At 69.7% G+C, this 14,168-nt stretch carries 11 protein-coding genes and 1 tRNA gene; 5 read left to right on the top strand and 7 right to left on the bottom strand.

Translation table 11 applies throughout. The annotated features are described in order from the left end of the window. Nucleotides 1-2: 2 nt before the first annotated feature. On the top strand, nt 3-1,037 hold the full coding sequence (locus ACWCO8_RS33355) for an ABC transporter ATP-binding protein (protein ID WP_451035343.1): 1,035 nt from the start codon (nt 3-5) through the stop codon (nt 1,035-1,037). Continuing rightward, entirely contained in the window at nt 1,034-1,750 is a 717-nt protein-coding gene (locus ACWCO8_RS33360) for an ABC transporter ATP-binding protein (RefSeq protein ID WP_362013973.1), read from the top strand. The genes ACWCO8_RS33355 and ACWCO8_RS33360 overlap by 4 nt, the downstream gene beginning before the upstream one ends. Nucleotides 1,751-1,833: 83 nt before the next feature. On the opposite strand, the gene ACWCO8_RS33365 is transcribed toward ACWCO8_RS33360, so the two are convergent. After that, on the bottom strand, nt 1,834-2,493 hold the full coding sequence (locus tag ACWCO8_RS33365) for an ANTAR domain-containing response regulator (protein WP_451035344.1): 660 nt from the start codon (nt 2,491-2,493) through the stop codon (nt 1,834-1,836). 99 nt (nt 2,494-2,592) lie between these two features. On the opposite strand from ACWCO8_RS33365, the gene ACWCO8_RS33370 reads away from it, so the two are divergent. Together ACWCO8_RS33370 and ACWCO8_RS33375 are read left to right on the top strand one after the other, a co-directional pair. After that, a tRNA-Leu gene (locus ACWCO8_RS33370) sits at nt 2,593-2,665 on the top strand. A gap of 109 nt (nt 2,666-2,774) precedes the next feature. After that, a complete protein-coding gene (locus ACWCO8_RS33375) occupies nt 2,775-3,374 on the top strand; it encodes a helix-turn-helix domain-containing protein (RefSeq protein WP_451035345.1) in 600 nt (199 codons plus the stop codon). Between the two features lie 7 nt (nt 3,375-3,381). Here ACWCO8_RS33375 and pyk read toward each other — a convergent pair whose 3' ends face one another. Next, nucleotides 3,382-4,818 carry a pyruvate kinase gene (gene pyk, locus ACWCO8_RS33380; RefSeq protein ID WP_362013968.1) on the bottom strand — a complete coding sequence of 479 codons (1,437 nt, stop codon included), beginning with the start codon at nt 4,816-4,818 and terminating at the stop codon, nt 3,382-3,384. A gap of 157 nt (nt 4,819-4,975) precedes the next feature. Beyond that, nucleotides 4,976-5,650, bottom strand: coding sequence for an SIMPL domain-containing protein (locus tag ACWCO8_RS33385; RefSeq protein ID WP_451035346.1), 675 nt, complete (start codon nt 5,648-5,650; stop codon nt 4,976-4,978). Between the two features lie 172 nt (nt 5,651-5,822). Here ACWCO8_RS33385 and ACWCO8_RS33390 point away from each other — a divergent pair, with 172 nt between their 5' ends. Beyond that, a complete protein-coding gene (locus tag ACWCO8_RS33390) occupies nt 5,823-7,613 on the top strand; it encodes a bifunctional metallophosphatase/5'-nucleotidase (RefSeq protein ID WP_451035347.1) in 1,791 nt (596 codons plus the stop codon). A gap of 16 nt (nt 7,614-7,629) precedes the next feature. Here the strand turns inward: ACWCO8_RS33390 and ACWCO8_RS33395 are convergent, their stop codons facing one another. The 4 genes from ACWCO8_RS33395 to pepN all read right to left on the bottom strand — a co-directional run bounded on the left by ACWCO8_RS33395 (nt 7,630) and on the right by pepN (nt 14,168). Next, nucleotides 7,630-9,066: a lysine N(6)-hydroxylase/L-ornithine N(5)-oxygenase family protein gene (locus tag ACWCO8_RS33395; RefSeq protein ID WP_451035348.1), complete on the bottom strand. Its 1,437-nt coding sequence runs from the start codon at nt 9,064-9,066 to the stop codon at nt 7,630-7,632. Then, the gene (locus ACWCO8_RS33400) at nt 9,063-10,508 is read right to left on the bottom strand and encodes a pyridoxal phosphate-dependent decarboxylase family protein (RefSeq protein ID WP_451035349.1); all 1,446 of its coding nucleotides are present in this window, start codon (nt 10,506-10,508) and stop codon (nt 9,063-9,065) included. Before ACWCO8_RS33400 ends, ACWCO8_RS33395 begins: the two co-directional genes overlap by 4 nt. 119 nt (nt 10,509-10,627) lie before the next feature. Then, the gene (locus tag ACWCO8_RS33405; RefSeq protein WP_451035350.1) at nt 10,628-11,494 is read right to left on the bottom strand and encodes a nuclease; all 867 of its coding nucleotides are present in this window, start codon (nt 11,492-11,494) and stop codon (nt 10,628-10,630) included. Between the two features lie 181 nt (nt 11,495-11,675). Beyond that, the gene (pepN, locus tag ACWCO8_RS33410; RefSeq protein WP_451035351.1) at nt 11,676-14,168 is read right to left on the bottom strand and encodes an aminopeptidase N; all 2,493 of its coding nucleotides are present in this window, start codon (nt 14,166-14,168) and stop codon (nt 11,676-11,678) included.

Genomic DNA, 14,168 nt, shown 5'->3' on the forward strand with positions numbered 1-14,168 from the left:
CCATGACGACGACCACCACCACGGAAAACACGGCAGCGGCCTCCACCGGCGCCACGGTCCTCGACGCCAGCGGTGTCACCATGCGCTTCGGCGGACTCACCGCCGTGCGCAACGTGGACCTCACCGTCCGCGAGGGCGAGATCGTCGGTCTGATCGGCCCCAACGGCGCCGGCAAGACCACGTTCTTCAACTGCCTGACCGGCCTGTACATCCCCACCGAGGGACAGGTCAGCTACAAGGGCACGGTGCTGCCGCCCAAGCCGCACCTCGTCACCAAGGCCGGCATCGCCCGCACCTTCCAGAACATCCGCCTCTTCTCCAACATGACGGTCCTGGAGAACGTCCTCGTCGGACGCCACACCCGGACCAAGGAGGGCCTCTGGTCCGCGCTCCTGCGCGGCCCCGGCTTCAAGAAGGCGGAAGTCGCCTCCCGCGAACGGGCCATGGAACTCCTGCAGTTCATCGGCCTGGAGCACAAGGCCGAACACCTCGCCCGCAACCTGCCCTACGGCGAGCAGCGCAAGCTGGAGATCGCCCGGGCCCTCGCCAGCGACCCCGGCCTGCTCCTCCTGGACGAGCCGACCGCCGGCATGAACCAGAACGAGACCCGCGCCACCGAGGAACTCGTCTTCGCCATCCGCGACAAGGGCATCGCCGTCCTCGTCATCGAGCACGACATGAAGTTCATCTTCAACCTGTGCGACCGGGTCGCGGTCCTCGTCCAGGGCGAAAAGCTCGTCGAAGGCACCTCCGAGGTCGTCCAGGGCGACGAGCGCGTCGTCGCGGCCTACCTCGGCACGCCGTTCGAGGGCGCGCCGGGCGCGGAGGAGGTCGCCGAGGTCGAGGCGGCGGAGGCACACGCGGAGGCGGAAGCCGCTTCCGCCGACGAGGCCCCGGCCTCCGAGGCCCCCGCCGACGAGACCCCGGAGGCGGAGGCCACCGAAGCCGACACCCCGGAGGCGGAGGCCCCCGAAGCCGACGCCCCCGAGGCCGACGCTCCGGCAGCGGACAGCACCACCGAAGGAGACACCAAGTGACCGCACTTCTCGAGGTCGAGGACCTCAGGGTCGCCTACGGCAAGATCGAAGCCGTCAAGGGCATCTCCTTCTCCGTCGAAGCCGGCCAGGTCGTCTCCCTGATCGGCACCAACGGAGCCGGCAAGACCACCACCCTGCGCACCCTCTCGGGCCTCATCAAGCCCGCCAGCGGGAAGATCACCTTCGACGGCCAGGTCCTCAACGGCATCCCCGCCCACAAGGTCGTCTCCCTCGGCATGGCCCACTCCCCCGAGGGCCGGCACATCTTCCCCAAGCTCACCATCGCCGAGAACCTCCAGCTCGGAGCCTTCCTCCGCAAGGACAAGGACGGCATCGAAAAGGACATCCAGCGCGCCTACGACCTCTTCCCCATCCTGGGCGAACGTCGCAAGCAGGCCGCCGGCACCCTCTCGGGCGGTGAGCAGCAGATGCTCGCCATGGGCCGGGCCCTCATGTCCCAGCCCAAGCTGCTCATGCTCGACGAGCCCTCCATGGGCCTCTCCCCGATCATGATGCAGAAGATCATGGAGACCATCGCCACCCTCAAGGCCGAAGGCATGACCATCCTGCTCATCGAGCAGAACGCCCAGGCAGCCCTGTCCCTCGCGGACTACGGCTACGTCCTGGAGGTCGGCACCATCAAGCTCTCCGGCACCGGCCAGGACCTCCTGGTCAACGACGACGTACGCAAGACGTACCTCGGCGAGGAGTAGTAAGAGGCGCACTCCGCCCCACGGACAGAAGGCCCGCCCCACAAGGAAGTGGGGCGGGCCTTCTCCTTTGTACGTACGCGGTGCTACTGACCGCCCTTGGCCGCCTTCTTCTCCTCGGCGTCCTCGATGACCGCCTCCGCGACCTGCTGCATCGACATCCGCCGGTCCATCGACGTCTTCTGGATCCACCGGAACGCGGCCGGCTCCGTCAGCCCGTACTGCGTCTGCAGAATCGACTTCGCCCGGTCCACCAGCTTCCGCGTCTCCAACCGCTGGGAGAGGTCCGCGACCTCCTTCTCCAGCGCCCGCAGTTCCGCGAACCGCGACACCGCCATCTCGATCGCCGGCACCACGTCACTCTTGCTGAACGGCTTCACCAAGTACGCCATCGCCCCGGCGTCCCGCGCCCGCTCGACGAGGTCGCGCTGCGAGAACGCGGTGAGCATGAGGACGGGGGCGATCGACTCACCCGCGATCTTCTCCGCGGCGGAGATGCCGTCCAGGACGGGCATCTTCACGTCCAGAATCACGAGGTCGGGCCGGTGCTCCCGAGCGAGCTCGACGGCCCGCGCCCCGTCGCCGGCCTCGCCGACGACCGAGTACCCCTCTTCTTCGAGCATCTCCTTGAGATCCATGCGGATGAGGGCCTCGTCCTCGGCGATGACGACACGGGTCGTCAGCGGCGGAACGTGCGACGCGTCAGCGGCGTCGTCGGCGGGCTGGGGCGACTCGGGGGCGGTCACGGGGGCTCCTCGTTGCAGGGCAGGTACTGCTACATGAGCCTACCTAGGTCCTGTATGTTTGAGACACAGCAGGTTGCCACTGACCTTCGTTTCGAAGGGGCCCCGGTAGCCCAGCGGAAGAGGCAGTGGTCTCAAACACCATACAGCGTGGGTTCGAATCCCACCCGGGGCACTTGACCTTCGATTCCAAGGATTCGTGGGAGCTTGGCGATCTTCACTCGTCGCAGTGAACGCCTCTACGATTCCCTTCGCGCGGAACATGACGCGGCCAGCCTGAAGGCATGGAACAGCACAACCCTTCGATTCGCGGCGAAGCGCTCTCCCTGCTCCGCCAGGGGCTCACCAACCGGACCGTCGCGGTACGTCTCAACGTGCCACGCGGGACAGTCGGTTGGTGGCTCTCGGAGGACCGCCGAAAGCGCGGCGTCCGGTTCGAGCGCCCCACGGACTGCCCCGTCTGCACGCGTCACGCGTTCGACGCGCCCGCGTACGCCTATCTCTTGGGCCTCTACCTCGGCGACGGCCACATCACGTCGAAGCGGAAGCAGCACCATCTGTCGATCTTCTGCAGCACGTCCTGGCCGGCTCTGATCGACGCGGCGGAAGCAGCGATGCGCAAGGTGATGCCCACACCGAGGGTCGGTCGGCGGGTCCGGCAGGGGTGCACCGAGGTGAAGTCGTACACGAAGCACTGGAAGTGCCTGTTCCCTCAACACGGGCCCGGCAGAAAGCACGAACGCACGATCAGCCTGGAACCGTGGCAGCAGGCGATCGGCGTCGAGTGGACGCACTGCACCCGCAACGGGAAGCCCTACAACATCTCCGTCGCCCGCAAAGCCTCCGTCGCCCTCATGGACCTCCGCGTCGGGCCCAAGTCCTGAACGAGGGTCAGGGTGTGCGGGTGACCGGGTCGCCGATGTGGTGGACGTGGACCAGGTTCGTGGAGCCGGGGACGCCGGGCGGGGAGCCGGCGGTGATGACGACCGTGTCGCCCTTCTTGCAGCGGCCGATGCGGAGGAGTTCCTCGTCGACCTGGGCGACCATCGCGTCCGTGGAGTCGACGTGCGGGCCCAGGAAGGTCTCCACGCCCCACGTCAGGGTGAGCTGGGCGTGGGTCGCCGGGTCGGGGGTGAAGGCGAGGAGGGGGATGGGTGAGCGGTAGCGGGAGAGGCGCTTGACGGTGTCGCCGGACTGGGTGAAGGCGACGAGGAACTTCGCGCCGAGGAAGTCGCCGATCTCGGCGGCGGCGCGGGCCACGGCTCCGCCCTGGGTGCGGGGCTTGTTGCGTTCGGTGAGGGGCGGGAGGCCCTTGGCCAGGATGTCTTCCTCCGCGGCTTCCACGATGCGGCCCATCGTGCGGACCGTTTCGATGGGGTAGCGGCCGACGCTCGTCTCGCCGGAGAGCATGACCGCGTCGGTGCCGTCGATGACCGCGTTGGCGACGTCGCTGGCTTCCGCGCGCGTGGGGCGGGAGTTCTCGATCATGGAGTCGAGCATCTGGGTGGCGACGATGACCGGCTTGGCGTTTCGCTTGGCGAGTTTGATCGCGCGCTTCTGGACGATCGGGACCTGTTCGAGGGGCATTTCGACGCCGAGGTCGCCGCGGGCGACCATGATGCCGTCGAAGGCGGCGACGATGTCGTCGATGGCGTCGACGGCCTGGGGCTTCTCGACCTTGGCGATGACGGGGAGGCGGCGGCCTTCCTCGTCCATGATGCGGTGGACGTCTTCGATGTCGCGGCCGCTGCGGACGAAGGAGAGGGCGATGATGTCGGCGCCGGTGCGCAGGGCCCAGCGGAGGTCGTCGATGTCCTTTTCGGAGAGGGCGGGGACGGAGACGGCGACGCCGGGGAGGTTGAGGCCCTTGTGGTCGGAGACCATGCCGCCTTCGACGACGCGGGTGTGGACGCGGGGGCCGTCGACTGCGGTGACTTCGAGGGTGACGCGGCCGTCGTCGACGAGGATGCGTTCGCCGGTGGTGACGTCGGCGGCGAGGCCCTTGTAGGTGGTGCCGCAGGTGGTGCGGTCGCCCTCGTGGTCTTCCACGGTGATCGTGAAGTCGTCGCCGCGTTCAAGGAGTACGGGGCCTTCGCGGAAGCGGCCGAGGCGAATCTTCGGGCCTTGAAGGTCGGCGAGGATGCCGATGCTGCGGCCGGTCTCGTCGGCGGCCTTGCGTACGCGGTGGTAGCGCTCCTCGTGTTCGGCGTAGGTGCCGTGGCTGAGGTTGAAGCGGGCGACGTCCATTCCGGCTTCGACCAGTGCCTTGATCTGGTCGTACGAGTCGGTGGCGGGCCCCAGGGTGCAAACGATTTTCGCTCGGCGCATGGTTCGAGCCTAGGCCTTACCGGCGGGTAGTTGAGGGGCCGGGCATGGCCGTTCAACAACCTTTGCGTGAAAGGTTATTGACAAGTCTTGAATCTGTGCGGGTGGGTGCTCCGATGAGCATGTCGAGGGGGGCCTGAAGCCCCCCGGGTGCCTCCTGTTACAGCTTCGGTGGGGCCATCGTGAAGCGGGCGATGACTTCTGCGGTGACGGTCTGGCGTTGGGGTTCGAGGTCGAGGGGTGGGGGTGTGTCGGCGGATTCGGCGAAGGCGGCCATGCGCATGCCTCGGCCTCCGAGGGGTGGGGGTGGGGTGAGTTCGGTGTCGGAGAGTTCCAGGAGGGCCGTGAGGGTGGTGCCGAGGGCCTCCGCGTAGGCGCGGGCACGCTGGACCGCCTCGCCGACTGCCGTGCGGCGGGCTTCGGCGTAGGCCGGGGAGTCGGGGCGCAGGGCCCACCAGGGGCCGTCGACGCGGGTGAGGTCGAGGTCGGCGAGGCGGGTGGTGAGTTCGCCGAGGGCGGTGAAGTCGGCGAGTTCGACGGTGAGGTGGACGTGGCCCTGGTAGGCGCGGACGCGTTCGCCGCGGCCGTGTTTGCTGGGTTCGGGGGTGATGGAGAAGGCGCCGGTCTCCAGTTTTTCGATGGCTTCGCCGTAGGTCTTGATGAGGTCGAGGGTGTGGGTGTTGCGGCGGGTGAGGTCGGCGAGGGTGGCGGCGCGGTCGGTGCCGCGGGCGCTGAGGGTGACGGAGATGTGGGCGATCTCGGGGTCGACGTCGAGTCGGGCTTCGCCGCGGACGGCGACCTGGGGTGCCTCCGAGGTCGGGTGGGGGGTTGTCATGGCTGGCTCCCTGGTGCGGGGGTCGGCTGGTGGGGGTGTGCGTTGTTGTGGTCCCTGCCACTTTCGCACTTCGGGGCCGTAAACCTCTGTTGCCGGTGGGGTGGGTGGGGCCAGAATCTACGCGCGTTGTGCGCCCGTGCTTCTGCCACCCCCACTGGATCTTGGAGATCGCATGTCGTTGAACCGTCGGACGTTTCTGGAGAGTTCCGTCGCCGTGGGGGCGGGTGCCGCGCTCGCCACGGGGGTGGCCGCCGGCCCCGCTCAAGCCCACGGACCGGCGGCTCGGCGGTATTCGTTCACGGTGATGGGGACGACGGATCTGCACGGCAATGTCTTCAACTGGGACTACTTCACGGACAAGGAGTTCGACGACAAGGCGCACAACGATGTCGGCCTCGCGAAGATCTCCACGCTGGTCGATCAGGTGCGTGCGGAGAAGGGGCGGCGCAACACGCTCCTCATCGACGCGGGTGACACGATCCAGGGCACTCAGTTGTCGTACTACTACGCGAAGGTCGACCCGATCACCGCGCGCCGGGGTCCGGTCCATCCGATGGCTCAGGCGATGAACGCGATCGGGTACGACGCGGCGGCGCTGGGCAATCACGAGTTCAACTACGGCATTCCCGTGCTGCGGAAGTTCGAGGAGCAGTGCGATTTCCCGCTGCTGGGTGCGAACGCGCTCGATGCGAAGACGCTGCGGCCGGCGTTTGCGCCGTACAGCATGCATCGGCTGCGGACGCCGTGCGGGCGGGATGTGCGGGTGGCGGTGCTCGGGCTGACGAATCCGGGGATCGCGATCTGGGACAAGGCCAATGTCAGCGGGCGGATGGTCTTCCCGGGTCTGGAGGAGCAGGCCGCGAAGTGGGTGCCGAAGCTGCGGTCGATGGGTGCCGATGTGGTCGTGGTGTCGGCGCATTCGGGGTCCAGTGGGACGTCGTCGTACGGTGATCAGCTTCCGTACGTGGAGAACGCGGCCGGTCTGGTGGCGGAGCAGGTTCCGGGGATCGACGCGATCCTGGTGGGGCATGCGCACACGGAGATTCCCGAGTACCGGGTGAGGAACAAGGTGTCGGGGAAGGACGTGGTGCTGTCGGAGCCGTTGAAGTGGGGGCAGCGGCTGACGCTCTTCGATTTCGACCTGGTGTGGTCGAAGGGCCGCTGGGTGGTGGAGAAGGTCGGTGCGCGGGTTCTGAACTCCAACGCGGTGGAGGAGGACCCGGAGATCGTGGGGCTGCTCGCGGACGAGCACAAGAAGGTCGTCGCGTACGTCAATCAGGTGATCGGTTCGTCCAGCGCGACGATGGCGACGGTGGAGGCGCCGTGGAAGGACGAGCCGATCATCGATCTGATCAACCATGTCCAGGCGGAGACGGTGCGGGCGGCGCTCGCGGGTGGTGAGTACGGTTCGCTGCCGGTGCTGTCGCAGGCGTCGTGCTTCTCGCGTACGGCGGCGATTCCGGCCGGCCGGGTGACGATCCGGGACGCGGCGGGGCTGTATGTCTTCGAGAACACGCTGGAGGCGCGGCTGCTGACGGGGGCGCAGCTCAGGGACTATCTGGAGTTCTCGGCGCGGTACTACGTGCGGACCGCGGCGGGGGCGCCGGTGGACACGGCGAAGCTGACGAACGCGGACGGGATCCCGGACTACAACTACGACGCCGTGTACGGGGTGACGTACGAGATCGACATAGCGAAGCCGGCGGGTGAGCGGATCGTGAATCTGTCGTACGACGGGCGGCCGGTGGATCCGGCGGCGCGGTTCGTCTTCGCGGTGAACAACTACCGGGCGAGTGGTGGCGGGGCGTTTCCGCATGTGGCGGGGGCGCCGCAGTTGTGGGCGAATTCGGACGAGATCCGTAACACGATCATTCAGTGGGTGAAGGCGAAGGGGGCGATCGACCCGGGTCAGTTCGCTTCGGTGGGCTGGAGGCTGACCCGGGACGGTGTGCCGGTGTTCTGATCGGCCGCCTGCGGTTTCAGTTCTGTGTGAGGGGCGTCAGCGCCTGGCTCTGGGCCGGGATGCGTGGCGCCTCTCGCTGTTCGAGGCCGAAGGTGGTGAAGGCGGTGCGGCGGGGCAGGGGGTAGGGGTCTTTGCCGGTGAGGGTGTTGAGGATGGTGGCGCTGCGCCAGGCGGCGAGGCCGAGGTCGGGGGCGCCGACGCCGTGGGTGTGTTTTTCGGCGTTCTGTACGTAGACGGAGCCGGTGACGGAGGCGTCGAGGACGAGGCGGTACTCGGTGTCGATGCGGGCGCGGCCGGCGGAGTCGTGGCGGAGGTAGGGGTCGAGTCCGGCGAGCATGCGGTCGACGGGGCGTTCGCGGTAGCCGGTGGCGAGGACGACGGCGTCGGTGGTGAGGCGGGAGCGGGTGGCCTGCTGGAGGTGTTCGAGGTGGAGTTCGACCTTGGTGGTGGCGACGCGGCCGGCGGTGCGGACGCGGACTCCGGGGGTGAGGACGGCGTCGGGCCAGCCGCCGTGGAGGGTGCGGCGGTAGAGCTCGTCGTGGATGGCGGTGAGGGTGTCGGTGTCGATGCCTTTGTGGAGTTGCCATTGGCGGGGCAGGAGTTCGTTGCGGGTGGGTTCGGCCAGGGCGTGGAAGTAGCGGGTGTAGTCGGGGGTGAAGTGTTCGAGGCCGAGCTTGGAGTACTCCATGGGGGCGAAGGCTTCGGTGCGGGTGAGCCAGTGGATCTTCTCGGCTCCTGCGGGGCGGGCGCGGAGGAGGTCGAGGAAGATTTCGGCGCCTGATTGTCCTGAGCCGATGACGGTGACGTGGTCGGCGGCGATGAGTCGGGCGCGGTGGTCGAGGTAGTCGGCGGAGTGGATGACGGGGACGTGGGGGGCGTCGGCGAGGGGTTTGAGGGGTTCGGGTACGTACGGTTCGGTGCCGACGCCGAGGGCGACGTTGCGGGTGTAGGTGCGGCCGAGGGCTTCGGCCTGGCCGTCGGCGTCGAGTTGGGTGAAGTCGACTTCGAAGAGGGAGCGTTCGGGGTTCCAGCGGACGGAGTCGACCTGGTGGCCGAAGTGGAGGCCGGGGAGTTGGTCGCTGACCCAGCGGCAGTAGGCGTCGTACTCGGCGCGCTGGATGTGGAATCTCTCGGCGAAGTAGAAGGGGAAGAGGCGTTCGCGGCTGCGGAGGTAGTTGAGGAAGGTCCAGGGGCTGGCGGGGTCGGCGAGGGTCACCAGGTCGGCGAGGAAGGGGACTTGGAGGGTGGCGCCTTCGATGAGGAGGCCGGGGTGCCAGTGGAAGGCGGGGCTCTGTTCGTAGAAGGCGGTGGCGAGGCCGCCGGGGACGCCGTGGGCGAGGGCGGCGAGGGAGAGGTTGAAGGGGCCGATGCCGATGCCGACCAGGTCGTGGGGCTGGTCGGGGTCGTGGGGGGACTGCTGGGGGTGGGGGTGGTGTGGGGTGCTGCCGGTCATCGGTCGGTGCTGCCTTCCACGAGGTCCAGGAGGTGTTGGAGGTCGCCGGGGGTGGCGTGGGGGTTGAGGAGGGTGGCTTTGAGCCAGAGCCGGCCGTCTTCGTGGGCGCGGCCGAGGACGGCGCGGCCTTCGGTGAGGAGGGTGCGGCGGATGGCGGCGACGGTGGTGTCGTCGGCGTCGGTGGGGCGGAAGAGGACGGTGGTGAGGGTGGGGCGTTCGTAGAGCTGGAGGCCGGGGGTCTTGTCGATGAGGTCGGCGAGGTGGTGGGCGAGGGCGTGGACCTGGTCGACGAGGGCGCCGAGTCCGCTGCGGCCGAGGGCGCGGAGGGTGACGGCGATCTTGAGGATGTCGGGGCGGCGGGTGGTGCGCAGGGAGCGGCCGAGGAGGTCGGGGAGGCCGGCTTCGGTGTCGTCGGCGGCGTTGAGGTAGTCGGCGGTGTGGGTGAGGGCGGTGAGGTCGGTCTTGTCGCGTACGGCGAGGAGTCCGGCGGCGACGGGTTGCCAGCCGAGTTTGTGCAGGTCGAGGGTGACGGTGCGGGCGCGGTCGAGGCCGGCGAGGAGGGGGCGGTGGGTGTCGCTGAAGAGGAGGGGGCCTCCGTAGGCGGCGTCGATGTGGAGGTCGGCGCGGTGGGCGTCGCAGAGGTCGGCGATCTCGGGGAGGGGATCGATGCGGCCGGTGTCGGTGGTGCCTGCGGTGGCGGCGACGAGGAGGGGGCCGTGGAGGTCGGTGAGGGCTTCGTCGAGGGCGACGGGGTCGAGGGTGCCGTTGGGGGTGGGGACGGTGACGGGTTCGGGGAGGCCGAGGAGCCAGGCGGCGCGGTGGAAGGAGTGGTGGGCGTTGGCGCCGACGACGGTCTGGAGGGCGTGGCCGGGGTGGAGGCGCTGCTGCCGCTCGCGGGCGAGGAGGAGGGCGAGTTGGTTGGCCTCGGTGCCGCCGGTGGTGACGAGGGCGTCGGGGGTGGGGGCGTCAGGGGTGGCGCGGGTGCCGGCCGGGGCCTCGCGGGTGGCCGCTCCCGGGTAGACGGTCGCCGCGAGGACTTCGGTGAGGAGGGCTTCGAGGGCTGAGGCGGCGGGGGCCTGGTCCCAGGAGTCCATGGAGGGGTTGAGGACGGAGGCGGCGAGGTCGGCGGCGGCGGCGAGCGCGAGGGGCGGGGTGTGGAGGTGGGCGGCGCAGAGGGGGTGCGCGGGGTCGGCGGCGCCTTCGGCGAGGGCGCGGGTGAGGGCGTGCAGGGCGGCGGTGGGGTCGGTGCCGTGGGGTGGGAGCGGGTCCCCGAGCGCTTCGCGTACGCGGGCGGTGACCTGGTCGGGGCCGCCGGGCGGGAGGGGGCCGCCGCGTGCCGCGGTGCCCTCGTGGAGGGCGGTGAGGACGGTGTCCAGGAGGGGGCGCAGGGCGGTGGTGTCGCTCGCGAGGGGCGGCGTGGTCGGGGTGGTCGCGGCACACATGGCACCACCCTGCCGGGGGTTTTGTGGGTTTGTCCGGTGAGTGTGCCGGGGTAACCCGAACGGGGGATGGCGGCCGGAGCGCGGGGGCTACCGGGGCCGGCGCCCCCGCGCTCCCGCGCCTACTCGTCGTAGACGATGTCCTCGACCGGGTGGGTCCAGCGGACCTTGCCGTCGTCGACCTCGATGATCAGGTCGAGGCCGGTGCTGAAGTGTCCGGTGGAGAGGATGGTGAACCGGTCGGCCTTGCGGCGGAGGTAGTCGAGGAAGCCGCCCAGTGCCGGGTTCCCGTCGTTCTCGAGCACGTACTCGCCGAGCCGGCGGAAGAACTTGGGGTAGATGACGTCCTTGTCGACCTCGGGCGGCTCGACCACGAGCGTGTTGCTGTGGGTCTTGTCCAGCGGCCACACGCCCTCGCCGTCCGTGCGGGCCTTCGTGGCCGTCGCGGTGAGTTCGGCGCGGAGGTCGGGGAAGAGCGTGCGGTAGAAGATCGGGTAGGCGAAGCCCTTGGCGAGCAGCTGGTGGTTGACCGTGTCGCGCACCATCTCGGGGGTGACGAAGACTTCGCCGTTCGGGCCCGCCTGGGGCCCGTCGCCGGGGCCGGTGAAGGCGATGCAGCGGCCGGGCTTGTCGGCTCCTCGGGTGAGGACGTAGCCGCGGACCGCGGTCGGGTTGGTGGGGGCCTTGACCGTTCCGTTGGGTGTGCGCTGGACGGGGTCGAAGCCGAGGAGGCGGAGCAGCTCGGCGGCGGCCGCGTCGGCGGGGATCTTGGGCTGGTGCAGCTCGGGTCCGCTGACGAAGGGCGGTTTGAAGTGCGTTTCGAGGGCGTCGATGCCCTCCAGGCGCAGATTGGCGCCGCCGGGGCCGCGGATCACGATGGGGTGGGGGCCGGGGACGGTGCTCCAGACGGCCGGGTCGTCCGGGTAGAAGCGGACCGTGTCGCCGTCCGGGCGGGTCCCGACGACGCTGCCGTCCGGGCGCGTGTCCACGAGCCGGAATTCGCCTTTGATGCTGAGGTACGGCATGAGGGCCTCGCAGACGCCTGCGGGAGTGGGTGGGTGAGCAGGGTGCCCCTTCTCCCACTATGCGTCCGTGCCGTCGGCGGGTCCTGTTGGCGGTTCAACCTCTCCGGTGGGTGAGGTCGAACCGCCGTCCCGTGTACGGGCTCGGTCAGGCATCGCGGACTTTCAGGGCTCGGCGGAGGTCGGCGAGTTGGTCGACGAGTTTGCGGTGGAGGGCGGGGGTGAGGTTCTCGTCCGTGAGGTGGGCCTCCCCCAGGGCGAGGGAGTCGGCGTCGATCGCGTGGGCCGGGAAGGCGTGGCGGCCGGCGGCTTCCGCGATGGCGGCGCCTCGGCGGGCGCCGAGTGCGGTGGCGGCCGGGTAGTAGCGGGGGATGTACTCCCGTACCAGGTCGGCCTGTTCGGGCTGCCAGAAGCCTTGGGCGGTGGCGGTGAAGAGGTAGTTGGAGAGGTCGTCGGTGTCGAAGAGGGCCGACCAGGCTGCGGCCTTGGCCTCGGGGGTGGGGAGGGCGGCGCGGCAGCGGGCGGCGCCTTCCTGGCCGGTGGCGCTGGGGTCGCGGGCCAGTTCCGAGTCGATGGTGGCGTTGTCGAGGGCGCCGAGGACGGCGAGGCGGGCGAGGATGCGCCAGCGCAGTTCGGGGTCGATCTCGGGGCCGCCGGGGACGCTGCCGTCGGCGAGCCAGCCGGCGATGGTGTCGGGCTGGGTGGCGCTGCTGATGTACGTACGGACGGCGGTGAGGCGCAGTCCGGGGTTGTCGCCGTCCTCGGTGCGGCGCAGGAGGTCGCGGGCGAGGCCGCTGAGGAGGGCGAGCGCGGCGGGGCGGTCGTCGGCCGGGAGGTACCGGTCGGCGATGTGGGTGCGGGCGAAGGCGAGGACGCCCTGCACGATGGCGAGGTCCTTCTCGTCCGGGAGGTGGGCGTCGGCGGTGGCCAGGTAGGCGCGGGGGTCGAGTTCGCCGTCGCGGACCATGTCGCGCAGGGTGTTCCAGACGAGGGCGCGGGTGAGGGCGTCGGGGATGCCGGCCAGGCCGCGTACGACGGTCTTCAGGGAGTCGTCGTCGAGGCGGACCTTGGCGTAGGTGAGGTCGCCGTCGTTGAGGACGACGAGGGTGGGGCGGGGGCCCGGGAGGTCGAGGGGCGCGGTCTGCGGGACGTCGATCTCGACGTGTTCGCGCGGGACGAGGCGGCGGCCGTCGACGAGGTCGCGGTCGAAGACGCCGACGGCGATGCGGTGGGGGCGGCTGCCGTCGTGGTGGACGGTGAGGGTGGTGCGGGTCTCGTCGCCGCCGAGTTCGGGGGTGAGGGTGTCGACGCCGGTGGTGCGGAGCCACTGCTCGGCCCAGGCGTGGACGTCGCGGTCGGTGGCGGAGGCGAGGTTGTCGATGAAGTCGGCGAGGGTGGCGTTGCCGAACTTGTGCCGCTTGAAGTGGGTGTTGATGCCGGCGAGGAAGTCCTTCTCCCCCATCCAGGCGACGAGTTGGCGCAGGGCGGAGGCGCCCTTGGCGTAGGAGATGCCGTCGAAGTTGAGGAGTGCGGAGGCGGTGTCGGGGACGGCGTCCGGGTCGGGGGCGACGGGGTGGGTGGAGGGGCGCTGGTCGGCGTCGTAGCCCCAGGCCTTGCGCTCGATGCCGAAGTCGATCCAGGTGTCGGGGAAGCGGTCGGCGCAGGCCTCGTTGACGGTCTGGTAGCCCATGTACTCGGCGAAGGACTCGTTGAGCCAGATGTCGTCCCACCAGCGGAGGGTGACGAGGTCGCCGAACCACATGTGGGCCATCTCGTGGGCGATGACCATGGCGCGGGTCTGGCGTTCGGTGACGGTGACGGCGGAGCGGTAGACGAACTCGTCGCGGAAGGTGACGAGTCCGGGGTTCTCCATGGCGCCGGCGTTGAACTCGGGGACGAAGGCCTGGTCGTACGAGTCGAAGGGGTAGGGCTCGTCGAACTTCTCGTGGAAGCGGTCGAAGCAGGCCTTGGTGATGTCGAGGATCTCGTCGGCGTCGGCGTCGAGGTGGGGGGCGAGGGAGCGGCGGCAGTGGATCGCGAAGGGCAGTCCGGCGTGTTCGGTGCGGACGGAGTGCCAGGGGCCGGCGGCGACGCAGACGAAGTAGGTGGAGAGGAGGGGGGTGGCGGCGGCCTTCCAGCGGCCGTCGGCCTGCTGTTCGGTGATGCCGTTGGCGAGGACGGTCCAGCTGTCGGGGGCCTTGACGGTCAGCTCGAAGACGGCTTTGAGGTCGGGCTGGTCGAAGGCGGCGAAGACGCGCTGGACGTCTTCCATGAAGAGCTGGGTGTAGACGTACGACTCGCCGTCGGTGGGGTCGGTGAAGCGGTGCATGCCTTCGCCGGTGCGGCTGTAGCGCATGGTGGTGACGGCGCGGAGCTCGTGCTCGCCCGCGGTGAGGCTGAGGGGGACCCGGTTGTCGTCGAGGGCGGCGGGGTCGAGGGGCTCGCCGTCGAGGTGCAGGGAGTGGAGGGTGACCGGTTTCAGCTCGACGAAGGTGTCGCCGGCGGTGCGGGCGGTGAACCGGATGACGGTCGTGGATTCGAAGGTCTCGTCGCCTGTGGTGAGGTCGAGGTCGACCGCGTAGTGCTGGATGTCGAGGAGGTGGGCACGGGTCTGCGCTTCCTCGCGCGTCAGTACGGGCAT

It is taken from the genome of Streptomyces sp. NPDC001927 (genome assembly GCF_053594455.1).